17 protein-coding genes are annotated in these 22,652 nt (G+C 61.1%); 8 read left to right on the forward strand and 9 right to left on the reverse strand.

The annotated features are described in order from the left end of the window. Window positions 1-9: 9 nt before the first annotated feature. Window positions 10-2,223 carry a hypothetical protein gene (locus PBDP_RS13810; RefSeq protein ID WP_212802404.1) on the reverse strand — a complete coding sequence of 738 codons (2,214 nt, stop codon included), beginning with the start codon at window positions 2,221-2,223 and terminating at the stop codon, window positions 10-12. 38 nt (window positions 2,224-2,261) lie between these two features. After that, on the reverse strand, window positions 2,262-3,488 hold the full coding sequence (gene wecB / locus PBDP_RS13815; RefSeq protein WP_109756616.1) for a non-hydrolyzing UDP-N-acetylglucosamine 2-epimerase: 1,227 nt from the start codon (window positions 3,486-3,488) through the stop codon (window positions 2,262-2,264). Between the two features lie 933 nt (window positions 3,489-4,421). Between wecB and PBDP_RS13820 the strand changes: the two genes are divergently transcribed. Genes PBDP_RS13820 through PBDP_RS13830 form a run of 3 tightly spaced genes read left to right on the forward strand, consistent with a single transcriptional unit; the run spans window position 4,422 to window position 7,330 of the window. Next, window positions 4,422-4,982, forward strand: coding sequence for a TRAP transporter small permease (locus tag PBDP_RS13820; RefSeq protein WP_212802405.1), 561 nt, complete (start codon window positions 4,422-4,424; stop codon window positions 4,980-4,982). Continuing rightward, a complete protein-coding gene (locus PBDP_RS13825) occupies window positions 4,979-6,259 on the forward strand; it encodes a TRAP transporter large permease subunit (RefSeq protein WP_212802406.1) in 1,281 nt (426 codons plus the stop codon). The genes PBDP_RS13820 and PBDP_RS13825 overlap by 4 nt, the downstream gene beginning before the upstream one ends. A gap of 51 nt (window positions 6,260-6,310) precedes the next feature. Continuing rightward, window positions 6,311-7,330 (forward strand): TRAP transporter substrate-binding protein, encoded by a 1,020-nt coding sequence (locus tag PBDP_RS13830; protein WP_212802407.1) that lies wholly within the window; start codon window positions 6,311-6,313, stop codon window positions 7,328-7,330. A 159-nt stretch (window positions 7,331-7,489) separates the two neighbouring features. On the opposite strand, the gene PBDP_RS13835 is transcribed toward PBDP_RS13830, so the two are convergent. Further along, a complete protein-coding gene (locus tag PBDP_RS13835) occupies window positions 7,490-8,281 on the reverse strand; it encodes a transporter substrate-binding domain-containing protein (protein ID WP_116832317.1) in 792 nt (263 codons plus the stop codon). 108 nt (window positions 8,282-8,389) lie between these two features. Then, window positions 8,390-9,028, reverse strand: coding sequence for a TetR/AcrR family transcriptional regulator (locus tag PBDP_RS13840; RefSeq protein WP_212802408.1), 639 nt, complete (start codon window positions 9,026-9,028; stop codon window positions 8,390-8,392). 141 nt (window positions 9,029-9,169) lie between these two features. On the opposite strand from PBDP_RS13840, the gene PBDP_RS13845 reads away from it, so the two are divergent. Further along, window positions 9,170-10,399: an arabinose transporter gene (locus PBDP_RS13845; protein WP_212802409.1), complete on the forward strand. Its 1,230-nt coding sequence runs from the start codon at window positions 9,170-9,172 to the stop codon at window positions 10,397-10,399. A 56-nt stretch (window positions 10,400-10,455) separates the two neighbouring features. Further along, window positions 10,456-11,322, forward strand: coding sequence for an SDR family oxidoreductase (locus PBDP_RS13850; RefSeq protein WP_109756584.1), 867 nt, complete (start codon window positions 10,456-10,458; stop codon window positions 11,320-11,322). 112 nt (window positions 11,323-11,434) lie between these two features. Here PBDP_RS13850 and PBDP_RS13855 read toward each other — a convergent pair whose 3' ends face one another. Together PBDP_RS13855 and PBDP_RS13860 are read right to left on the reverse strand one after the other, a co-directional pair. Further along, window positions 11,435-12,067 carry a response regulator gene (locus PBDP_RS13855; protein WP_212802410.1) on the reverse strand — a complete coding sequence of 211 codons (633 nt, stop codon included), beginning with the start codon at window positions 12,065-12,067 and terminating at the stop codon, window positions 11,435-11,437. A 31-nt stretch (window positions 12,068-12,098) separates the two neighbouring features. Next, window positions 12,099-13,460, reverse strand: a complete 1,362-nt coding sequence (locus PBDP_RS13860; protein ID WP_116832320.1) for a cache domain-containing protein — start codon at window positions 13,458-13,460, stop codon at window positions 12,099-12,101. Window positions 13,461-13,774: 314 nt separating this feature from the next. Between PBDP_RS13860 and PBDP_RS13865 the strand changes: the two genes are divergently transcribed. Both PBDP_RS13865 and PBDP_RS13870 read left to right on the forward strand, forming a co-directional pair. Then, window positions 13,775-15,835 carry a carbon starvation CstA family protein gene (locus PBDP_RS13865; protein ID WP_116832321.1) on the forward strand — a complete coding sequence of 687 codons (2,061 nt, stop codon included), beginning with the start codon at window positions 13,775-13,777 and terminating at the stop codon, window positions 15,833-15,835. A gap of 13 nt (window positions 15,836-15,848) precedes the next feature. Then, window positions 15,849-16,046 (forward strand): YbdD/YjiX family protein, encoded by a 198-nt coding sequence (locus PBDP_RS13870; protein ID WP_003201656.1) that lies wholly within the window; start codon window positions 15,849-15,851, stop codon window positions 16,044-16,046. 196 nt (window positions 16,047-16,242) lie between these two features. Here the strand turns inward: PBDP_RS13870 and PBDP_RS13875 are convergent, their stop codons facing one another. Then, window positions 16,243-18,039: a methyl-accepting chemotaxis protein gene (locus PBDP_RS13875; RefSeq protein ID WP_176687946.1), complete on the reverse strand. Its 1,797-nt coding sequence runs from the start codon at window positions 18,037-18,039 to the stop codon at window positions 16,243-16,245. Between the two features lie 210 nt (window positions 18,040-18,249). On the opposite strand from PBDP_RS13875, the gene PBDP_RS13880 reads away from it, so the two are divergent. Further along, a complete protein-coding gene (locus PBDP_RS13880; RefSeq protein WP_176687945.1) occupies window positions 18,250-20,364 on the forward strand; it encodes a TonB-dependent siderophore receptor in 2,115 nt (704 codons plus the stop codon). 69 nt (window positions 20,365-20,433) lie between these two features. Here PBDP_RS13880 and PBDP_RS13885 read toward each other — a convergent pair whose 3' ends face one another. After that, on the reverse strand, window positions 20,434-21,441 hold the full coding sequence (locus PBDP_RS13885) for an acyltransferase family protein (protein ID WP_212802411.1): 1,008 nt from the start codon (window positions 21,439-21,441) through the stop codon (window positions 20,434-20,436). A gap of 166 nt (window positions 21,442-21,607) precedes the next feature. Continuing rightward, a complete protein-coding gene (locus PBDP_RS13890; RefSeq protein WP_116832324.1) occupies window positions 21,608-22,651 on the reverse strand; it encodes an LLM class flavin-dependent oxidoreductase in 1,044 nt (347 codons plus the stop codon). Window position 22,652 lies beyond the last annotated feature (1 nt).

The following is a 22,652-nucleotide window of genomic DNA, read 5'->3' on the forward strand; positions in this document are numbered from 1 at the left end:
AGGGTACCGTTACTGGCGATTGCGACGGGCGCTACGGCCGGCCAGCAACAAGAGGAGGAACAGGATAATGCCGCCCGGGATCAGCCAGAGCAGCGAAGGTTTACGCCAGGCATCCAGTCCCTTGGGTTCCTCGCGGCCGATCAACAGGCTACCGCTCGGGTCCTGGGTATCGAAGGTCGCCACGGCGCCGTTGTTGCCCAGGATCGCCACGTCGCCACGGGTCAGCACAATCGGTTTGGCCAGGCTTGGCGGCTGGTTGCCCAGCGCCCGGTAGACCAGGCCGTGCTGGCCCGCGGTCTGCACCACTTGCAGCGAGGCCAATTGGTTGAGGGGCTGGACGTCCAGCAGCACTTGGTCCTTGTGGTTGATGCGCAGGCGACCTTGCTCGTCGACCTGGACCGATTCCTGGCTGTCCTTGAGCGGCAACTCGAAAGCCAGGAAGGGCTTGTCCGGGCTGACGACGGCTTTGGGGTCAGCGCTGACCTTGAGCTGCGCGCGCAGTGGCGAGACACCGCTGCTATCGGCCACCGAAATGACCCGCGCCAGGCTGCTGGCCGGATGGTCAAGGTAGGCCTGGGGCACCAGGATCTGAGTGTCCACGGCGAAGCGCGCGGCCATGCCGGAGAAGTCGTCGTCCAGCGAGGTTTTTTCCAGGACGATATGGCTGGTCGGCAGGACCGACACCGGGAAGGCTTGCGGCGTTTCCAGGCAGCGATCGCTGACCGGCTGGCGTTGGAACGATACGCGCAAGGTGTTTTTCGAGCCCAGGGCGTAGCGCGGGATATGCGCCTGGATGCGCTGCGACGCACCGTCGGTGGTCAGTTGCTGCGCACCGATCAGGAAGTCATTGAAAAACAGCGACGCCACCGGCGCTGTAGCGGAAGCTCCCGGGGCCGCGGAGACGTCCACCACGGCGGTGACGGGCAGGCGACCGTCATAAGCCACGCTGCCCAAGGGGAACGAGGTGCTCCAATCGAATCGCGAGGCCACGTCGAAGTTGCCGGGGGCGCCGCCCAGTCGCGACAGGGCCACACGGCCATCGTCGCTCAACGGCGTTTGCGCTTCGCTGACGGTCAGTTGGCGACTTCGTGCCAGTTTGCTCCAGGCCGAACCGAGCAGCGACAAGGCCTTGTCGGTGGATTGCGGGGCGATCATCAGTACCGGGCGGGTACCCAGCAGGGCCAGGCTTACATTGTCGGTGCCGGCGCTCGCCAGTGCTGCGTTGACGTGCTGTTCGCGCCATTGAGTCAGGGCACTGGCTGCCGTCGTGTCGAGGCCTTGGACCTGGCTTTGCAAGGCGTCCAGGGATTGGTTGATGGCCTTGAGCAGTTGCGGGTCGTTGATCGCCAGGTCGGCCTGTACGTTCGGGGTCTGGCCCAACACCAGCAGTGCGCCGATCTCGGCCGGGTTGGCCAAGGTGTGCGGGCCTTTGCCGTTGAGGCTGGCGAAGGCTGGAATGACCAATAGCTCGGCAGGGATGCGCAGGCTGCCCAGGTCGACGCTGTCCTGCACCGCAGGGAAAGGCAGGATGCGGCTGTGTTTGCCGATGCGCTCCAGCGCCACGCCCAGGCGCCAGGCCGAATCGTAGCTGGCGGCGGACAACGAGCCGGGGGCGACGAGGATGCCGGGTTCGCCGGGCAGGGCCGCCCAAGCCGCACCGACATCGCGCAACTGGCTGGCGTCATAGCTGTAGTTCAGGCGCGTCTCGGGTTGGATGCGCAGCACATTGCCGATGACCCGGTCGTCTTCGCACAATGGCCGAGACACCACCGAGGACCAGGCAATGCCCAGGCGCACCAGGCCGTTGTCACGCGCGGCCTTGTCGACGCCAAGTGTGGCGCTGGCATCGCCTTGTGCCTCGCTGAGCCCTTCAGCGCGCACCGGGTAGCCGTCGAGGGACAGCAGCAGGGTGTTGCGACCACCTTCGCCATTGAGGTAGCTGGCGTCCAGTTGCAGCGTCGCGTCATCGAGGATAACTCCCGCAGGTACCGGCAGATAGAGCTCGCGACGTGCGTCGCTGGCGCCCAAGAGGATCGGAGCCGTAATGCCCAGGTCGCTCAAGCGCACCTCACGCGTCTGCCGAGTATCGGCGTTGAGTCGATGAATGGCCTGGGTCAGCGGGCTGTCCGCGGCCAGGGCAGAAGTCGGCATGAGCGCGAGCAGGCTCAAGCCACAGGCAAGGGCGCTGAGCGCACCCGTAGGGATGGCAACGGAAGGCTTCATTCAGGCAAGTCTCGATCTGATAAGGGAAATAGCAGTGGTCAGTTGAAATCGGCGAGCAATTCGCGTGGCTCGGACAGTGACGTATCGACTGACCGCTGTGCAGGCAGTGGGGTGACGACGAAGTCGTCGACCGGGCGTCCCATCAGGGTATCGACAATGCGTTGGCTGGCCTTGCCATCGCCATAAGGGTTGGCCGCCTGTGAGGCGCGGCGCCACAACGTGTCATCGTCGAACAGTGCGTCCACGCCGGCGATGATCGAGGCCGGCGAGGTGCCGACCAGGCGTACCGTGCCCGCCGCCACCGCTTCAGGGCGTTCGGTAACGTCGCGCATCACCAGCACCGGTTTGCCCAGGGACGGGGCTTCTTCCTGCACGCCACCGGAGTCGGTGAGGATGACATGGGCGTGTTGCATCAGGCGCACGAACGCCAGGTAGTCCAGCGGCTTGATCAAATGCACATTGAGCAATTCGCCCAGTTGTTCGGTCACTGGACCCAGTACGTTGGGATTGAGATGCACTGGGTAGACGATCTGGATATCCGGCCGCTGGGCCAGGTGACGCAAGGCCTTGCAGATGTCCAGGAAACCCTCGCCGAAGTTTTCCCGGCGGTGGCCGGTCACCAGCAGCAACTTGCGTCGGGTTTGCAGGAACGGGAACTGTTGGTCCAGTTCGGCACGCAACCGGGCATCCTCATCGATGCGCCGGGCAGTCAGTTGCAGCGCGTCGATCACTGTGTTGCCGGTCACCAGGCAACGGCCTTGCAGGCGTTCGCCCAGCAGGTTGTCGCGTGATTGTCCGGTGGGGGCAAACAGCAGGTCGGCGCTGAGGTCGATGCACCGGCGGTTCATTTCTTCCGGCCAAGGGCTATAGATGTCTCCGGTGCGCAGCCCGGCTTCCACGTGGCCTACAGGGATGCGTCGGTGGAAGGCGGCCATTGAAGCCACCATGGCCGAAGTGGTGTCGCCGTGGACCAGCACCCGATCGGGGCGGGTCTGCTCCAGTACCGGGTCGATGGCCGCGTACAACGCGGCGGTCAGGGAGTTGAGTGTCTGGTGGGGCGTCATCACGTCGAGAGTGAAATCGGCCTTGAGATCGAACAGATCCAGCACTTGCTTGAGCATGCTCTGATGCTGGCCGGTGACGCAGATCAGCGACTCAATGCCCGGTTCGGCGGCGAGGGCCTTGACCAGGGGCGCCATCTTGATGGCTTCCGGACGGGTACCGAAGATCGAGAGGACCTTGATTCGGGGATGATTAGTTGCGATGACGCCCTTCCTCGCGCAGTTTGCTGCGCCGCACAACAGCTCGCCCGGACGCGATGAGGCGTTCGAGCAAGCAAGCGATTTAAGTTGAGTAACAGCCCGTTGTCAGACAGCGGTTTAACGTACACAGGAAGTGACGTAGTGGCATCTTGCAGGTCGGGGCGGCAGATTAATAGCATTAAAGATCGCGGGCGCAAAGGTTTATATGCGGGGGGTTATTAATAATTTTTTAGAGGGCTTTTTATTGGTCGGGCAGGGGAGCCTTGCGTGGTTGTTCTAAGTTAAATTACCTATTGATATTGAAGGGTTTTTAAATTGTTAAGCGCCGGTTTAATGTCCTGTTGCGGTTGAGGAGGGCGGCGCCGTGGTTTTTTTGGCGCCTAATTCCACGCTTAGTCGCGGCGCGACGTGTCATTGGAATGACGCCTGTAAGTCGTCGTGATGGAGTTATTAAATTGGTTAGTTACTGGGAGGTGAAGTTGGCTGTTGGGTGAAAGTTCAATTTATTTTGAGCTTTTATACTAATGGTCCAAAGGCACGTTGCTGTCATCACGCTCCCAGGAGAGTTATTAATTACGATAAGAAAGTTGCATGGGGCGGCCCATCCAAATCCAAGTGCCGTTCAGGTACTCGCCATTGCGACCGATAATCGCACGCTTTGTGATCTACACCTATCTGGGTTATTGACCAAACTAACCGGGTGGTACATTTTAGCGGCAACCTGTCTTGCCTGACGTGGCCAAGACCATAATAAAAAAACAGGAATACCCCATGCCTATCCGTCCGCGAGCGCCGCACGTCTTCCCCTCGATCCGTTGTTCCAGTCCAGGAACACCTTCCAACCTCTCGGGTTCGATCCGTTAGCGGCCCACGCTTGTTGCGGTCTTATCGCGCCATTGAGATGTCGGCGCTCGGCAAGTCTCGGAGGTCTTCAGGATGACAAAAGTCGTGGATCTGTATTTCAACCTGCTCAAGCTGCTGATCGTGTTGTGCATGATCGCAATGATCGTGCTGGTGTTCGGCAATGTGGTGCTTCGTTACGCCTTCAACTCGGGCATCAGTGTGTCGGAGGAGCTGTCGCGCTGGTTCTTCGTCTGGATGATTTTTCTCGGTGCCCTGGTGGCGCTCAAGGACCGTGCTCACCTGGGCATGGACAGCCTGGTCAAGCGCTTGCCGCCAACAGGCAAGCGCATCTGCCTGGTCATTGGCCATCTGCTGATGTTGTACATCTGCTGGCTGATCTTCAGTGGTAGCTGGCAACAGGCAGCGATCAACCTGCATGTCGTCGCCCCGGCGTCGGGATTGTCCATGGCACTGTTCTACGGTGCTGGCCTGGTGTTTGGCGCCAGTGCCGCGCCGATCCTGCTCTATGAACTCTACCTGGCGCTGTTCGGCAAACTCGGGGATGACGAGCTGGTGATGGTCAAGGACAACGATGCCGAGGTGATCACACATAACCCCATTACCCCTGACCCTACAAAGAGTGCCCGCCCATGACGCTGGTTATTTTCCTCGGGTCTCTGATGGGTAGCATGGCGCTGGGAATGCCCATCGCGTTTGCCTTGCTGGTGGTCAGCGTGGCGTTGATGGTTTACCTGGATCTGTTCGACGCGCAAATCATTGCCCAGAACCTGCTCAATGGCGCAGACAGCTTCCCGCTGATGGCCGTGCCGTTCTTCATGTTGGCCGGCGAAATCATGAACGTCGGAGGCCTGTCCAAACGCATCGTCAACATTGCCATGGCGCTGGTGGGGCATAAGCGCGGTGGCCTTGGTTACGTGGCGATCATCGCTTCCTGCCTGCTGGCGTCACTCTCCGGTTCGGCTGTGGCCGATGCGGCGGCACTGGCGGCGTTGCTGGTGCCGATGATGGTGCTGGCCGGACACAACCGAGGGCGCTCGGCCGGCCTGATCGCCGCCGGTAGCATCATCGCGCCGGTCATTCCGCCGAGTATTGGCTTTATCGTCTTTGGCGTGGCGTCGGGGGTGTCGATTTCCAAGCTGTTCCTGGCCGGCATTGTGCCGGGCCTGCTGCTCGGGGCTTCGCTGGCCGTTGCCTGGTGGTACATCTCCCGTAGCGAGAACGTCGAGACGCCGCCCAAGCGTTCCCGTGCCGAAGTGCTGCGCACGTTGCTCGACGGCAGTTGGGCAATGGGCTTGCCCTTGATCATCATCCTGGGCCTCAAGTTCGGCATCTTCACCCCCACGGAAGCAGCCGTGGTCGCGGCGGTCTATTCGCTGTTCGTGTCCCTGGTGATCTACCGGGAAATGAAAGTCAGCCAGTTGTACGAAGTGATCCTGTCCTCGGCCAAGACCACCTCGGTGGTGATGCTACTGGTGGCCGCGGCGATGGTTTCATCGTGGCTGGTGACCATCGCCGATCTGCCGGGGCAGTTGGCGGAACTGCTGGCACCCTTCATGGACAACCAGACCCTTTTGCTGCTGGTGATGATGGTGCTGATCATCCTGGTGGGGACGGTGATGGACATGACCCCGACCATTCTCATTCTTACCCCGGTGCTGATGCCTGCCGTCATCCAGGCGGGGATCGACCCGGTGTACTTCGGTGTGCTGTTCCTGATCAACACCGCCATCGGCCTGATCACGCCGCCCGTGGGCACGGTGCTCAACGTGGTGTGCGGGGTGGCCAAGCTGGACTTCGAGGAAATCGTCCGCGGGGTGTGGCCGTTCATGTTTGCGCAGTTTGTGGTGCTGTTCCTGTTGGTCCTGTTCCCGCAGCTGGTCCTGGGGCCGTTGAAGTTCTTCACCGGATGACAGCGGTGCCGACTGGCTCGACCTTAAAAACAATAATGATCGGAGAGTGACATGGGAAAACTGATGAAAACCCTGCTGGCCGGGGCGTGCGCGACGGGCTTGCTGTTGACCGGTGTGGCCAGCCACGCGGACGAGATCCGCGAGCGGACCTTGCGATTCGCTTTCCAGAACGTCAAGGAACACCCCCAGGGCCAGGGCGCGCAGAAGTTCGCCGACCTGCTCGGCGAAAAGAGCGGCGGCAAGATCAAGGTCCGCCTGTTCCCCGGCGGTACGTTGGGCGGCGACGTGCAAACCGTGTCGGCGTTGCAGGGCGGCACGCTGGACATCACCGTGCTCAACTCCGGCATCCTGGCCGCCCAGGCACCGGATTACGCCATGCTCGATTTCCCGTTCCTGTTCAATAACGTCGAGGAGGCCCATGCGGTCATCGATGGGCCGGTCGGGCAGAAACTGGCGGCGCAACTGGACAGCAAGGGGCTGGTAGGGCTGGGTTACTGGGACCTGGGTTTTCGTAACCTGACCAACAGCAAGCACCCGGTGACCCGGCTCGAGGACATGCAGGGCCTGAAGATCCGAGTCATCCAGTCGCCGATCTACCTGGAAACCTTCTCTGCCCTGGGTGCCAACCCCGTGCCGATGGCGTTCCCCGAGGTCTACACCGGCCTTGAGCAGCACACCATCGACGGCCAGGAAAACCCTTTCACGGTGATCGAGGGCAACAAGTTCTACGAGGTGCAGAAGTACCTCTCCGTGACGGGCCACATCTTTAACCCGCAGTCGTTGATCATCAGCCAGAAAACCTGGAGCCGTCTCAACGATGATGAAAAGGCAATGATTCGCGCGGCCGCGGCCGAGGCGCAAACATTCCAGCGTGAAGTCACGGCGGCGAGCATGGACAAGGCCAAGGCCACGTTGGCCGCTGCGATGACCGTCAATGAAATCAGCCCAGCCGAGAAAGATCGCTTGCGCGAGCGGGTGAAACCGGTGGTCGACAAGTTCGCCGCATCCCTGGATGGCGACCTGGTGAAGACGATGTACGAGGAAATCGCCAAGGTGCGGGCGGCACAGTGAGGTGAGTGGGCTTGATGTCAAAATCAGGCTCGACCGATTCAACCCTGTGGGAGCGAGCCTGCTCGCGATAGCGGAGTGTCAGCCAAGATCAATGTGACTGACCTGACGCCATCGCGAGCAAGCTCGCTCCCACAGGTTTTTTGTTTCGTCAGCGAACGGTCATTGGGCGGCTGGAACGGCCAGCCACTGCCCAATCACTTTCTGGTAACTGCCATTGGCCTTGCTCAGGTGCAGCCACTGATCGACGTACATCTTCCAGGTGGTGTCGTCCCGTGGCAGCAGGTAGGCCTTCTCGCCATATTGCAGGTAGCGGGTCGGGTTGACAGCGCACAGGCCGGGCTTGAGTTTCTGCTGGTAGAGCGCTTCCGAAGCGTCGGTAATCATCACGTCGGCTTTCTTGTCCAGCAGTTGCTGGAAGATGGTCACGTTGTCGTGGAAGCTGAGCTGGCCGTTGGGCAGGAACGCCCGCACGAAGGCTTCGTTGGTGCCGCCAGCCGGCTCGACCAGGCGCACCGAAGGCTGGTTCATCTGCTCGATAGTCTGGTAACGCTCCTGGTCTTCGCAACGCACCAGCGGGATCTTGCCATCCACGTCCAGGGTGGTACTGAAATAGGCTTTCTTCTGGCGCTCCAGCGTCACCGAAATCCCACCCATGCCGATGTCGCATTGACCTGCAACCATGTCCGGCATCAGGGTTTTCCAGGTGGTCTGCACCCATTGCACCTTGACGCCCAGGCTGGCGGCCAGCGAGCGGGCCATGTCGATGTCGATGCCTTCGTATTCGCCGGTTGCGGTTTTAAAGGTATAGGGCTTGTAGTCGCCGGTGGTGCACACCTTCAGTTCGCCGCGTTGCAGGACCTGGTCCAGGAGCGAGGGGGCCGGCTCGGCGAGAGCAGCGCAAGAAAGCGCCAACAGGCCACAGAGCGTCATCGAGCTTGTTATGGTTTTCATAGTGATGGGACGTCTCACAGCGCAGGGGAACAAGATCGGGGAGTGTAGTAAAAGTGTCGACGGGCTGTCACTGGAGCATTGCTGACGAACAATCGACACAGAGCAGTCTCAAAGCGGGCATCGCTGCAAGCTTTCCAGGTAGGCGCAGAACATATCGGCCATGGCGTCGCTATAGGTGGCAACTTCCACGGGGGAGCGGGGCGCTGATGAAAATCGCTTGCCCACGGTGCTGAGCGTCGTGATTACCAGGTCTCCTGCCAGGGCACGGGTTTGTGTCGGGACGGTTGGCAGTGCCTGCAGCATGAAAGCGTCCACCGACTGCTGCACCGACATTCGCGCCGCGTGGTGCTCGGGGGCGTCGCGGTAGAGCGGTGCGGCGTCGTTGAGCGCGACGCGTATCTGGGCCTCGTCGCATTCGGACTGGATGAACGCCCGCACGAGGGTACGTAGCCGCTCGAAGGGCGGATTGCGGTCGTCTTCAAGAATCTCGCGCAGCATATCGCTGGTTTGCCGCCATTCATCACTTTGCAGCCGAAACAGGATCGCCGCTTTGTTCGGGAAGTACTGGTACACCGAGCCGACGCTGACGCCCGCTCGCTCGGCAACCCGGGCCACGGTGAAACGGGCCGCGCCCTGGGTCGCCAAAACCTGAACAGCCGCCTCCAGAACGGCGGCGACGAGCTCGGTGGAGCGTGCCTGTTTCGGTTGTTTACGCGAGGAAATCTGCGGGCTTGAGCGTTCGGACATACAGGCATGAGCCTCGGAAGGGAATGCGAATAGGAAATGCGACGGATTATTCGTATCTTGAATGCGACGAATTGATCGCATTCTAGTCGGCTCCACGAACAACGTTCAACGTCACATCGCATCCTTTCTGTGAGCAGGGTTATGACTCAAAAAAAAGTTCATCAGGGCGCCTCCTTGGCGCCTCAGGCAACCGCTGACGCCAAGACGGTGCTCAAGCTGTTGCCACTCACACTGACGGTATTCATCGGTTTTCTCACCCTGGGCATGCAACTGCCGGTCTTGCCCCTTCACCTGCATGACACGCTGGGCATGGGTACGCTGGTCATCGGCCTGGTGGTCGGCGCGCAATTCGCCGCGGCGCTGTTGTCCCGCGCCTGGGCCGGTAACTTCGCCGACATGCGCGGCGGCAAGCGCGCTGTCATGGTTGGCCTGGTGACTGCGGCGGTTTCCGGGTTGATTTATCTGGTTTCCCTGGCGTTCGTTGCCGCGCCTGTCACTTCGGTCTGGCTGCTGCTGGGCGGACGTGTCCTGCTGGCGCTGGGTGAAAGCCTGATCGTCACTGGCGCGTTGGGCTGGGGCATCGGCCTGGTCGGTGCGCAGCATGCCGGCAAGGTCATGGCATGGAATGGTATCGCCATGTACGGCGCGTATGCCCTGGGCGCTCCGCTCGGCGTGGCGCTGAATACCGGCTGGGGGTTCACGGGCATTGCCGTCGCGACGATTTTTATCCCGCTGCTGGCGCTGGCGATTGTCACGGGTGTCCGGGCTGTGGCGCCCACGGCGACCCGGCGAGCACCGTTCTACAAAGTGATGGGCGCCGTGTGGGTGCCAGGCCTGGGGTTGGCGTTTTGCAGCGTGGGCTTCGGTGTCGTTACGGCCTTTATCGCGCTGTTGTTCGCGGCCAGGGATTGGGGCAATTCATCCTTGGCGTTCACGGCGTTCGGTGTGGCGTTCATCGCGGCGCGCCTGCTTTTCGGGCACCTTCCGGACAAGATCGGCGGCGCCCGGGTCGCGCTGGTCTGCGTATTGATCGAAACCGTTGGGCTGCTGCTGATCTGGGGTGCCGACACCGCGACCATTGCCTATTTGGGCGCGGCATTCACCGGTTTCGGTTATTCCCTGGCGTTTCCCGGCTTCGGCGTGGAAGCGGTACGGCGAGCACCGCCGCAGGCACGCGGTCTTGCCATGGGCGCCTACGTCGCGTTCCTGGATATTTCCCTGGGTATCACCAGCCCGCTGGCCGGGTTGTTGGCGAGTGGCTGGGGGATCGGTGCGGTTTACCTGGGTGGCGCCATCGCCGTTGCACTGTCCTTCGCAGTGGCCTTGATGCTGCTCAGAGGGCGGGAAGCACAAGTTCTATACAAATCCTGAGCTTTCGATGGGTTATAAGATTTTCGATCTCGCTTTTTAGAACAGGAGCATTGCACATGCACGTATTCGTTACCGGTGCCACGGGCTGGGTTGGATCTGCCGTGGTCCAGGAATTGATCGATGCCGGCCATCAGGTCACGGGCCTGGCCCGTTCCGATGACAAGGCAGCAGCACTGGCCGGGACCGGCGCTAAGGTGATCCGTGGGACGCTGGATGACCTCGACGTGCTGCACCAGGCCGCCTCGGCGGCGGATGCGGTGATTCACACGGCGTTCAATCATGATTTCTCGCGGTTTGTCGAGAACGCTGAGCAGGATCGCCATGTGATCGAAACCTTGGGCAGCGCGCTGCAAGGATCCGAGCGACCTTTGCTGGTGACGTCCGGCCTGTTGGGTCTGACGCGGGGGGCGAGCGAGCTGGAGGTTCCCAGCCCGGCCTCGCCACGTAAATCCGAAACGGCGGCCCGGGCGCTGGTCGAGCGCGGGGTGCGGGTCGCGACAGTACGGCTGGCCCCTTCGGTCCATGGCCTCGGCGACCATGGGTTCGTTCCTATCCTGATTCGCCTGGCCAGGGAGACGGGCGTCTCGGCCTACCTCGGGGATGGCAGTCACTGCTGGTCGGGTGTGCATCGGCTGGACGCCGCACGGGTCTATCGGCTGGCGCTGGAACAGGGCGTGACGCAGTCCGTCTACCACGCCGTCGCCGACGAGGCGGTGCCGTTCAAGGACATTGCCCTGGCAATCGGCCGTGGTCTGGGGTTGCCGGTCGAGTCCCGGGAGCGCGAGCACTTCGGTTGGTTCGCCCACATGGCGGGCGCGAACATGGCGGTGTCCAGCCAGTACACCCGTGCCTTGCTGGGCTGGACGCCAAGTAGCCCGGGTCTGTTGGCCGATCTTGAACAGCCTGGTTACTACGCTGGATGACTAACCCTGTGGCGAGGGGATTTATCCCCGCTGGGCTGCGAAGCGCTCCAATCGGTCGGAGCGCCTGCTTCGCAGCCGAACGGGGATAAATCCCCTCGCCACAAGGGTTCTTCTAGCGGGAAATGATTCCGTGATCGATCGCGTATTTCACCAGGGCTGCGGGCTTGTCGATGTTCAGCTTGCGGCGGATGCTCAGGCGATGGGTTTCAACGGTCCGTACGCTGATGTCCAGTTCGCGGGCCATTTCCTTGTTGTTCAGGCCCTGGACCATTTTGTACAACACCTGGCTTTCGCGCGGCGTCAGCTCGTTGTCGGTGTTTGGGTCGGTGGCGAGTCGCTGGGCAATCTCGGCACTGTAGAAAGTGCCGCCGCTGATGATGGCTTCGATGGCCGCGATGATCTCCCGCGACGGCGCATTCTTGAGCACATAGCCGCTGGCACCGGAACGCACGGACTCACTCACGTACTCGTAATTGTCGTACATGCTGAGGATGAGGATCTTGAGGCTGGGGTATTGCTTGCCCAGCAGCCGCGTCAGCTCGAGCCCGTTCTTGTCCTTGAGGCCGATGTCCATCAGCAGCAGGTCCGGCTGGCAGCGACCGACCATTTCGATCGCTTGCGCGCCGTTCTCGGCTTCGTCCACCACATCCAGTTGCGGCATCACCGAGAGCAGGGCCCTGATGCCGTCGCGAACCAGAGAGTGGTCGTCGACCAGCGCAACGCGAATCACGGGGGGCAGGTTCATCGGCAGGTGCTCTTGTTGGAATGGGGGCGCATCAGCTTTCCGTGACCGAGAGGTTCATGGGCAGCAGGATGTCCAGCTCGCTGCGGCCCGGCACCGACGTCACTTCCAGGCGTCCGCCGAAATGCTCGACTCGCTCGCGGATGTTACGCAGGCCGATGCCGGCATGGCCGCGTTCCACTTGCGGGACGTTGAACCCCATCCCATCGTCGACCACCGTCAGGCGCAAGGACTGGCTGGAGCCGAACAGGGTGATGCCGACACTTTTCGCCCCGGCATGGCGCTCGATATTGGTCAGGGCTTCCTGGGCAATACGAAACAGCGAGACAGGGGCGCCATTTTCGAGGCGGCAATCGAATTCGTTGCTTCGGTAGGACACTTCCAGCCCGCTGCGTTGTTGGAATTCGGTGGCGAGCTGGCCGATGGCGGCGGGCAGGCCCAGGGTGTCGAGCAGTGACGAGCGCAAGTCGTGGGAGATGCTACGGATCTCGCCGATGGCTTCGCCCAGCCGCTCGGTGGCATTTTTCAGAATGCCCAGGCCGTTTTCCTGGCCGTTCTCCAACACATGGCTGGCCAGTTCGAACTGGAATTTTATCGATACCAGCAGTTGGCTGATGCCGTCATGCAGTTCGCGAGAAACCCGCGAGCGTTCCTCTTCCTGCAAACTGACGATGCGCTGGTTCAGGCGCTGCAGCTTTTTGTCGGCCAGGCGATGTTCGCTGACGTTGAGGGTCATGCCGCCGGCAAATACCAGCAGGACCGCCACCAACGCGATCGCGGCGATGGCTTGCATGGTGCTGTGGATGCCCTGGGCAACTTCGTCGCGGGCTTGCTGGGTGGCGCGTTCGACGTCCTCCAGGTAAATCCCGGTGCCGAGCATCCAGCCCCATTTATCCAGCATTACGACATAGGCCAGCTTGTCGGTCACCTGGCCGGAGGAGGGCTTGTTCCAGGCATAGCGCTGGAACCCTTCGCCTGACTCGGCGCTTTTGAGCAATGCCTGGATGACCGGCAGGCCGTGGGGATCCTTCATGTCCCAGAGGTATTGCCCCACCAGCTCCGATTGGCGGGCATGCATGAGGCTGCGGCCCTGGCGGTCATACACGAAAAAATAGCCGTTGATGCCGAAGCTGAGCTTGCGCAGTTCTTCCAGTACCTGCTGTTGCGCGCGCTCGTCGCCTTGGCCGTTGTCATACAGCGGAGCGATCAGGCTCTGCGCCATTTCGACATAGTTCTTCAGCTCGGCGCGCTTGCTCGCCAGGATGCTGTCTTCGATCAGTTGCGCCTGCTGGTCGCCCAACTGGCGGTTGAGCGAGATCACCAGGGCGCAGATGACGGCGATGGCCAGGACCAGCGGCAGAATCCCGAGGGCGACGATTTTGTGTTTGAGCAGCATCTGTACTCCTGTCCGGACTCGGCGGGGAGGCCAATGGCGGCATCATATGCCAAACCCATGGGTGAGGCATAAAACCTGTGGCGCAAGACATGTGGGAGCAAAGCTTGCTCGCGATGCAGGCGCCGCGGTGTATGAAAGACCGAATTGACTCTATCGCGGGCAAGCCTTGCTCCCACAGGGGAAATTGGGGTTCTACGTAGTACTACGGATTTATTTATTGACCCATTGCAGGGATATTGGGCCGGCTCCGAATAGCCGGGGCACACTATAAAAACAATCGCCGCAATCCACTGGATATCGGCAGGAGACACGCAATGACAACCCGTCTGGTTAAACACCTCGCCTGGTTTGCCGTGGCTGTTCTAGGAGCCTGTGCGTTGAGTGTCGTGGCCTTGCGCCGCGGCGAACCGATCAACGCCCTCTGGATCGTCGTCGCGGCCGTGGCCATCTACCTGGTCGCCTACCGCTACTACAGCCTCTTCATCGCCAACAACGTGATGCAACTCGATGCGCGCCGGGCCACCCCCGCCGTGCTCAACAACGATGGGCTGGACTATGTCCCGACCAACAAACACATTCTCTTCGGCCACCACTTCGCGGCCATTGCCGGCGCGGGGCCGCTGGTCGGGCCGGTGCTGGCGGCGCAGATGGGCTACCTGCCCGGTACGCTCTGGCTGATCGCCGGCGTGGTGCTGGCCGGTGCGGTGCAGGACTTCATGGTCCTGTTCCTGTCCACCCGCCGCAACGGGCGCTCCCTGGGCGACATGGTCCGCGAGGAAATGGGCCGCATCCCCGGCACCATCGCGCTGTTCGGCTGCTTCCTGATCATGATCATCATCCTCGCGGTGCTGGCGCTGATCGTGGTCAAGGCCCTGGCCGAGAGCCCGTGGGGCATCTTCACGGTGATGGCGACCATCCCGATCGCGATGTTCATGGGCCTCTACATGCGCTACATCCGCCCGGGCCGCATCGGCGAGATCTCGCTCATCGGCGTGCTGTTGCTGCTGGGCTCGATCTGGCTGGGCGGGCAGATCGCCGCCGACCCGGTCTGGGCCAAGGCCTTCACCTTCACCGGGATCCAGATCACCTGGATGCTGATCGGCTACGGTTTTGTCGCGGCGGTGCTGCCGGTGTGGCTGATCCTGGCGCCGCGGGACTATCTGTCGACCTTCCTCAAGATCGGCACCATCGTCGCCCTGGCCATCGGTATCCTGGTGACCATGCCCGAGCTGAAAATGCCGGCGCTGACCCAGTTCACCGACGGCACCGGGCCGGTGTGGAAGGGCGGGCTGTTCCCGTTCCTGTTCATCACCATCGCCTGCGGCGCGGTCTCGGGCTTCCATGCGCTGATCTCCTCGGGCACCACGCCCAAGCTGCTGGATAACGAAACCAACGCCCGCTACATCGGTTACGGCGGCATGTTGATGGAATCCTTCGTGGCGATCATGGCCATGGTCGCCGCTTCGGTGATCGAGCCAGGCGTGTACTTCGCCATGAACAGCCCGGCGGCGATCGTCGGCGGTGATGTGGTGGCCGTGGCCCAGACTGTCAGCAGTTGGGGCTTCGCCATCACGCCAGAGGCGCTGCAAGCGGTGGCCAAGGATATCGGCGAGACCACCGTGCTGGCCCGTGCCGGCGGTGCGCCGACCCTGGCGGTGGGGATCGCACAGATCCTGCACTCGGTGCTGCCGGGTGAAAACACCATGGCGTTCTGGTACCACTTCGCGATCCTGTTCGAGGCGCTGTTCATCCTCACGGCGGTGGACGCCGGCACCCGTGCCGGGCGGTTCATGCTGCAGGATCTGCTCGGCTCGTTCGTGCCTTCGCTCAAACGTACCGAATCCTGGCCGGCCAACCTGATCGCCACCGCCGGTTGCGTCGCACTCTGGGGCTACTTGCTGTACCAGGGCGTGATCGATCCGCTGGGCGGCATCAACACCTTGTGGCCGTTGTTCGGCATCTCCAACCAGATGCTGGCCGGTATCGCGCTGATGCTCGCCACCGTGGTGCTGATCAAGATGAAGCGCCAGCGCTACGTCTGGGTCACGCTGCTGCCGGCGTCCTGGCTGCTGATCTGCACCACCACCGCGGGCCTGATCAAGCTGTTCGACGCCAACCCGGCGATCGGCTTCCTGGCCCTGGCACGCAAATACAACGATGCCCTGGCCGCCGGTCAGATCCTGGCCCCGGCCAAGAGCATCGAGCAGATGCAGCACGTGGTGTTCAACGCCTACACCAACGCGACGCTGACGGTGTTGTTCCTGTTCGTGGTCTTCAGCATCCTGTTCTACGCGCTCAAGGTCGGCATCGCCGCCTGGGGCACCAAGGAACGCACGGACAAAGAAGCGCCATTCCAGGCACTGCCGGACGCTTGAGAGGATTGCAACGATGTTCAATGACTTGAGTCGCCTGGGTAAATACCTCGGTCAGGCCGCCCGCCTGATGGTCGGCATGCCCGACTACGACAACTACGTCGAGCACATGCAGACCAAACACCCGGACAAGCCGTTGATGGACTACGAGGCGTTCTTTCGCGAACGCCAGGAGGCCCGTTACGGCGGCAAGGGTGGGCCCAAGTGCTGTTGAAGCATCGCTTGGATTGAGGTAACCCCCCTGTGGGAGCGGGCTTGCTCGCGAAGGCGTAGTGTCAGTTAGCAGATCATGCGGCTGACCCACCGCGATCGCGAGCAGGCTCGCTCCCACAGTTGTTTTGAGGTGGTCTCAGGATTTGCATGCACCACAGATCCCTTGTGGGCGGAGCAGGAGTCGTGCTACCGCACCATCACTCCGCCAGCAACACCGCCGCATCGAACCCCACTCGCAGATTGCCCCAATGGCGGCCGCCGAAGAAGAACGGGACGTCGATCTCGGTCATGATTTCCCCGGTATCGCGCAGGTAGGTCTGTAGCAGGAAGCGCTGGACGTTGCCCGCCGCGCGCAGGCCGATCGGGTCGTTGAAGATCCGCTTGTTGCGGCACACTGGCAAATCCACCGTCCGGTCGCCGGTCGGCGGCTTCGAGACCCAGCTGTTGTTCACCGGGCAATAGCCTTTGCTGTCGACAATGAACGAAACCTTGCCACCCGGCGTGCTGCGGGTGAGTTTGTCGCATTCTTCCTGGCAGACCTGGGCAAAGCGTTCGGTATAGCTGGCCATGTACTGCTTGGGATCGGTGCCGGGAATTAGCTGGTAATTCTGATCGAACAGGTTCAGGCCTTCGCCTTGCAGGGCTTCCAGACGAACCTGCAAGTTATCGCGGCACTCGCTGGCGCGGGTAATGGCAGCGTCCAGTTTGCCGTGGCCGAGCACGAAGCGACCCAGCAACGCCTGGACCTTTTCGGCCACGCCGGACAGGTCGCGGGTGGCCGTCGCCGAATGCTGCATGCGCTGGTCGATCAACTGGCTGTCGGCGTGGATCTGGGTGACCCGGTCGTTGATCCCCGTGTTGCTGTCGGCGAACTCTTGGATATGGGTGGCGATGTCCGCCAGCTTGCCGTTGGTGGATTCGAAATCGCCGATCATGCTTTCGAAATGGCCGGAGGCGCGCTCCACCACTTTCTGGGTTTCCCGGGCGCTGTGGCTGATCTGCGTGGTTTGCTCGTGGGTGGAGCTGACTTCCTCGAGCATGGCGTCGATGTTGCGCGAGATATCGTCGGTGGCCCGACTGACGTTCTGGGCCAAGGTGCGCACTTCATCGGCCACCACCGCGAAGCCACGACCGCTTTCGCCGGCCCGGGCCGCTTCGATGGCAGCATTGAGGGCCAGCAGGTTGGTCTGGGCGGAGATCTGCTGGATCAACCCGACAATCGACTTGATGCTCGAGGAACGCTGGTTCAGGGCGCTCACCAGGGTGGCGAATTCACCGAGGCTGTTGGAGATTTCACTGATGTTGCCGGTCACTTCCAGCAGCTCGGCGTAAGAGTCGCGGGCCATGCTCAGGTTCTGGGCGGTGGTGCTGGAGATGCCCTGGGTCTGGCGCGAGACTTCTTCGATGCGGCCCACGGCGGTGTTGCTTTGGTCCATCACTTCCTTGGCGAAGCGGGCCTGGTGGGTGGCACTGTCGCTGGAGTCGCTGATGTTCTTCAACGAGCGGGCCGACTCGACGGCGATGTGCACGGTCAGCGCCTGGACGTTGCTGATGATCTCTCGCTGCTTGGCCAGGAAGCGGTTGCAGGTGCCGGCCAGCACGCGGATCTCGTCGTGGGTCACCAGCGGCAGGTCCTTGGACAAGTCGCCTTCGCCGTTGGCGATCTCTTCCAGGGCCTTGGTCATGGCGGTGACAGGGCGCACGATGAGGTGGCGGAAATACCAGACCATGAAGCTGATCATGCCCAGCGTCAGGACCGCGCCGAAGAGCAGGGCATGGGTCAGGCTATCGAGCCGGCCTTCGATCTGCCCGAGCAAGGCACCGTCCAGTTGCGCGTTGCGCAACAACAGCAGGATCTCGGCGCGGGCGCTGAGGGCTACCCAATAGAGCAAGCCACTGACCAGCACCAGCAGGAAAAGGCTCGACAGCTTTTTGGTGAGCGTATCGAAAAACTGCATCTCGATAGACTCGTACAAGGCCTTCAACGTCTGCATGCCACCGCTCCTGGGCAAAAAAATCTCTCAATGGAATACATTCGACCGCGAGCGCAAAAGCTTTAGGACAATAGGGCTATTTGATATCACCCTGTGAGGTCAAGCCCGTTCACACAGGGTTTGGGGAATTACATTTGATACAAAAGATTTACTGGGAATGATTCTCAAAGTATATTTGCTCTCATTAACGTCCCTTCCAGAGTGCGCGTCTTGAATCGTTCCACCCCCCTCGCAAATCGCAATGTCTTCATCAAGTGTGTATTGCCAACCTTGTCCTGCTGCTTCATTGCAAGCCCATTGTGGGCGCAGGACTCTCTCGAGCTGCCCGCCACGGACATCCAGGGCAGTCGCGTCACTCAGGACGAGGGCTATACGACGTCGCAAGCCAGTACGGCGAGCAAGAGCGATGTACCGATCAAGGAAGAAGCGCAGTCGATCAATGTGGTAACCCAGCAGACCTTGGCGGACTACCAGGTGCGCTCGCTGAACGACGCGATGAAGTTCGTCAGCGGTGTCAGTCAGGGCAATACCCTGGGCGGTTCGCGGGACTCGCTGGTCAAGCGTGGTTTCGGTACCAATGACGATGGCTCGATCCTGCGCGACGGCGTGCGTTCGAACCTGGGGCACAACTTCAGTGCCACCACCGAGCGGGTCGAAGTGCTCAAGGGCCCGGCCTCGATGCTGTACGGCGCGCTGGAACCCGGTGGCTTGGTCAACGTCATCAGCAAAAAGCCGGAGTACACCCAGAGCACCACCTTGAGCGGTTCGGCCTACAGCGAAGGTGGCGGCACCATGGCCCTGGATACCACCGGGCCGTTGGGCGATACCGGCCTGGCGTATCGCTTGATTGCCGAGCGGGGGCATGAGGACTACTGGCGCAACTATGGCGTCAATGAGAGCACGCTGGTGGCGCCGTCCTTGGCTTGGACGGGGGAGCGGGCTTCGTTGAATTTGAGTTATGAATACAACGAATATTCCAATCCGTTTGACCGGGGTACGGTGTTCAGGAATGGGCATCCGGTGGATATCGACTACGACAAGCGCATGGATGAGCCTTGGGCCAAAAGTGTCGGTATTCGCGAAACGGCTACGGCGCGGTTCGAATATGAGTTGAGTGAGGCGTGGAAGACCCGTGTGACTTATGGTTGGAACAATGATCGGTACAGTCTTTCGATTGCGCAGCCTGTTACCCTGACTGGAAATATGTTGAGCCGACGGGCCAATGGCGCTCATTACGATGATGAGACCCGTTACGCCAGCTGGGATTTCATGGGTAAGCAGGACTTGTTCGGCCAGCGTCATGACCTGTTGGTTGGCATTGATAATCAGGTGTCCGATCAGTTCCGGGGCAAGACTTACCGTGGGAAAGTTCAGCCTGGTTTCGATATCACTTCACCGGTCTACGGCAATCTGCCAGAGCCAAGCCTGGTCAGCTCTACCGACAGTGATCTGCGCAACCAGTTGAATTCCAGTTCGATCTATTTGAAGGATAACTGGCATCTGGATGACCGTTGGATTCTGGTGTTCGGAGGTCGTTATCAACACTACGACCAGTACAGCGATCAAGGTTTAGGCAAGGATTATGACGTCAATCGCGATGACAACGGTGACGCCTTCGTGCCATTCCTGGGGTTGGTCTACAAAGCCACCGAAACCCTGTCGCTGTACGGCAACTACAGCCGGTCGTTCAAACCCAATGACGTGGTCGACAAGGATCGTCGTACATTCAAACCGGAAGAGGGTCGCAGCTATGAAATCGGCGCCAAGTACGATCCATTGCCAGGTTTGAACATCAACCTCGCCCTGTTCGACATCGTTAAAAAGAACGTGGTGACCACTGTTGACGACGTCTCCGAAGCCGCCGGCAAAGTCGGCTCCCAAGGTCTCGAGTTGGACATCACCGGTCGCTTGGCCGACCGCTGGGACTTGATAGGCACTTACGCCTACACCCATACCGAGATATTGGATGACCCGAAAAACGAAGGTCATCGCCTGCCCGACGCACCCAAGCACACCGCCAGCCTCTACCTGACCCACCACCTGAACGTGCCGGCTGAATTCGGTGCCTGGCACGCCGGCGCCGGTGCGCGTTATGTTGGAGAGCGGGCCGCGAATGCCGCGAATGATTTCTGGCTCAGCAGCTACACCGTCGCCGACGCCTTCCTGCGTTGGGAGTCGCCGGTGTTCGGGCACAAGACCTCACTGCAACTGAACGTCGACAACCTGTTCGACAAGCAGTACTACCCGTCCTCCACCGGCAGCCAGTTGCAAGTCAACGTCGGCGAGCCGCGTACCGCCAAGCTGAGCGCCAGCGTGACGTTCTGATTCCGCCGCACTGAAACACAAAATGCCCGGGACCTGCGTCCCGGGCATTTTTTGTACGGCGGTCAGAGACTAAGCCACCGTGCTGCCAACGGGAGCTTGTGTGGCAGCGGATTTAACGCCTGACCTGAGAGCATGACGAAGCTTCAGCGCCGGCCGCTCGACCCCGTAGTACGACACGCCACTCAACGCAAACGACAGCACCAGCACCGCGGTGATGATCAGGGCGCTGTATTCGACCGGCCAGAATGCCCGCAACACGTACATCACCACAAAGTGGTTGAGGAACACGCCGTAGCTGATATTGCCCAGGAACTCATCCAGTCGGTGATGCTTCAGCTTGCTGAGCAAAAACACCGCCGGCAGGCCCAGGGCGATGCCCAGGGTCACCTCGGCGTTGAAAGGCCGACGGGGAATGATCCCCACGACAATGCTCAGGAACATCAACGCGGCAACGAGCAGGGTGACGGACACGATCCACAGCCCCTTGGCCCGGACCCGATACAGGTAGCTGCCGCAAAGAAAAATGAACAGCACACCGGGCAGCAGGCGATAGCCGTAGATGTCGGTGTCGAGGTAGCCCAGCGAGGCGAGCATGAACACCGTCACGGACACCGCAAAAGCAATACCCCGCGCCTTGTAGAGGATCAGGAACGGGATCAGCAGGTAAAAACACATTTCCAGGCCCAGCGACCAACCGGGTGGCAGGATTTCGGGCACGGTGATGCCGAACATGTAGAAACCCAATGGCACGATCGGCAGGCTGGTGGTGATGTTTTCGAGGGTCAGCGCTGCTGCCTGGGGTGTTCCCGGCAGCAGGAAATGGATCACCGCGCAGGACAGGACGAAGTACACCAAAAACTGCGGGTACAGCCTCAGCAGTCGATCCGTGTAGAACAGGCCGATTTGCCCCGGGGTGTTGTAGGTCTTCTCGATCAACGAGGTCATCACAAAACCGCTGATGATCAGGAAGGACACCACGGCAACGACGCCGGGGTTGAACCCTATGAACGTCACGCCCATATGCGAAACCGCCACCAGCAGGGCCAACAGCAACCGATAAACCCCCACGCGCATCATCCTTAATCAGAGTTGATCCGTTTGCGCGGTACGTTATGTGGCTTTGCGAGCCGTTAACAGAGGTTTGCGGAGCGGCGGCGGGGTAGTGGGGGCAATTGTCACTTTTGACACTTATGTTTCAGTTATCTGGCCATCGCGAGCCCGCTCGCGATGGCCAGATAACCGATCAGCGAAACACCGGCACCACCTGCTGGATGAACAACTCCAGGGATTTCTTCTTCTCGGCATGGGGCAGACTGTTGTCGCACCAGAAGCTGAACTCATCCACTCCCAGTTCCTGGTAGTACTTGATGCGTTCGATGATTTCCTGCGGCGTGCCGATCATGGTGTTCTTGCGGATGTTCTCCAGCTGGAACTCCGGACGCTCGGCGAACTTTTCTTCCGGGCTTGGCGCGAGGAAACCGTTGACCGGTACTTGCTTGTTGCCGAACCAGGCATCGAAGGTGCGATAGAACCTGGAGATCGCCTGGGCACCAACCTTCCAGCCTTCGGGATCATCCACCGCATGCACGTGGGTGTGACGCAGCACCATCAATTGCGGGCGTGGCACGTCGGGGTTGTTGTCCAGGGCGGCCTGGAACTTGTTCTTCAGGTCCAGGACTTCCTCATCGCCCTTCATCAACGGCGTGACCATCACGTTGCAGCCATTGGCGACGGCGAAGTTGTGGGAGTCCGGGTCGCGGGCGGCGATCCACATCGGTGGGTAGGGTTTGCGGATCGGCTTGGGCACGCTGGTGGAGGTGGGGAATTTCCAGATCTCGCCATCGTGGGCGTAGTCGCCTTGCCACAGGGCGCGCACCACCGGGATCATTTCCCGCAGCGCCTGGCCGCCGGAGGATGCCGGCATGCCGCCGGCCATGCGGTCGAACTCCACTTGATAGGCGCCCCGGGCCAGGCCCACTTCCATACGGCCATTGCTGATCACGTCCAGCAGCGCGCATTCGCCGGCCACCCGCAGCGGGTGCCAGAACGGCGCGATGATGGTACCCGCGCCCAGGTGGATAGTGGTGGTTTTGCCGGCCAGGTACGCCAGCAGCGGCATCGGGCTTGGCGAGATGGTGTATTCCATGGCGTGGTGTTCGCCGATCCACACGGTGCTGAAACCGCCAGCCTCTGCCAGCAGGGTCAGCTCGGTCAGGTCTTCGAACAACTGGCGATGGCTGACGCTTTCGTCCCAGCGCTCCATGTGTACGAACAGGGAAAATTTCATG

The organism is Pseudomonas sp. St290 (genome assembly GCF_018325805.1).
GTDB lineage: Bacteria > Pseudomonadota > Gammaproteobacteria > Pseudomonadales > Pseudomonadaceae > Aquipseudomonas > Aquipseudomonas bijieensis.

Bases quoted from the DNA above. Each gene is read 5' to 3' on its own strand.
- PBDP_RS13835 (WP_116832317.1), bottom strand. From the start codon at position 8,281: ATGAAAACCATAACAAGCTCGATGACGCTCTGTGGCCTGTTGGCGCTT.
- PBDP_RS13850 (WP_109756584.1), top strand. From the start codon at position 10,456: ATGCACGTATTCGTTACCGGTGCCACGGGCTGGGTTGGATCTGCCGTG.
- PBDP_RS13810 (WP_212802404.1), bottom strand. From the start codon at position 2,223: ATGAAGCCTTCCGTTGCCATCCCTACGGGTGCGCTCAGCGCCCTTGCC.
- PBDP_RS13840 (WP_212802408.1), bottom strand. From the start codon at position 9,028: ATGTCCGAACGCTCAAGCCCGCAGATTTCCTCGCGTAAACAACCGAAA.
- PBDP_RS13820 (WP_212802405.1), top strand. From the start codon at position 4,422: ATGACAAAAGTCGTGGATCTGTATTTCAACCTGCTCAAGCTGCTGATC.
- PBDP_RS13865 (WP_116832321.1), top strand. From the start codon at position 13,775: ATGACAACCCGTCTGGTTAAACACCTCGCCTGGTTTGCCGTGGCTGTT.
- PBDP_RS13860 (WP_116832320.1), bottom strand. From the start codon at position 13,460: ATGCTGCTCAAACACAAAATCGTCGCCCTCGGGATTCTGCCGCTGGTC.
- PBDP_RS13830 (WP_212802407.1), top strand. From the start codon at position 6,311: ATGGGAAAACTGATGAAAACCCTGCTGGCCGGGGCGTGCGCGACGGGC.
- PBDP_RS13845 (WP_212802409.1), top strand. From the start codon at position 9,170: ATGACTCAAAAAAAAGTTCATCAGGGCGCCTCCTTGGCGCCTCAGGCA.
- PBDP_RS13855 (WP_212802410.1), bottom strand. From the start codon at position 12,067: ATGAACCTGCCCCCCGTGATTCGCGTTGCGCTGGTCGACGACCACTCT.
- PBDP_RS13825 (WP_212802406.1), top strand. From the start codon at position 4,979: ATGACGCTGGTTATTTTCCTCGGGTCTCTGATGGGTAGCATGGCGCTG.
- PBDP_RS13890 (WP_116832324.1), bottom strand. From the start codon at position 22,651: ATGAAATTTTCCCTGTTCGTACACATGGAGCGCTGGGACGAAAGCGTC.
- PBDP_RS13870 (WP_003201656.1), top strand. From the start codon at position 15,849: ATGTTCAATGACTTGAGTCGCCTGGGTAAATACCTCGGTCAGGCCGCC.
- PBDP_RS13885 (WP_212802411.1), bottom strand. From the start codon at position 21,441: ATGATGCGCGTGGGGGTTTATCGGTTGCTGTTGGCCCTGCTGGTGGCG.
- PBDP_RS13875 (WP_176687946.1), bottom strand. From the start codon at position 18,039: ATGCAGACGTTGAAGGCCTTGTACGAGTCTATCGAGATGCAGTTTTTC.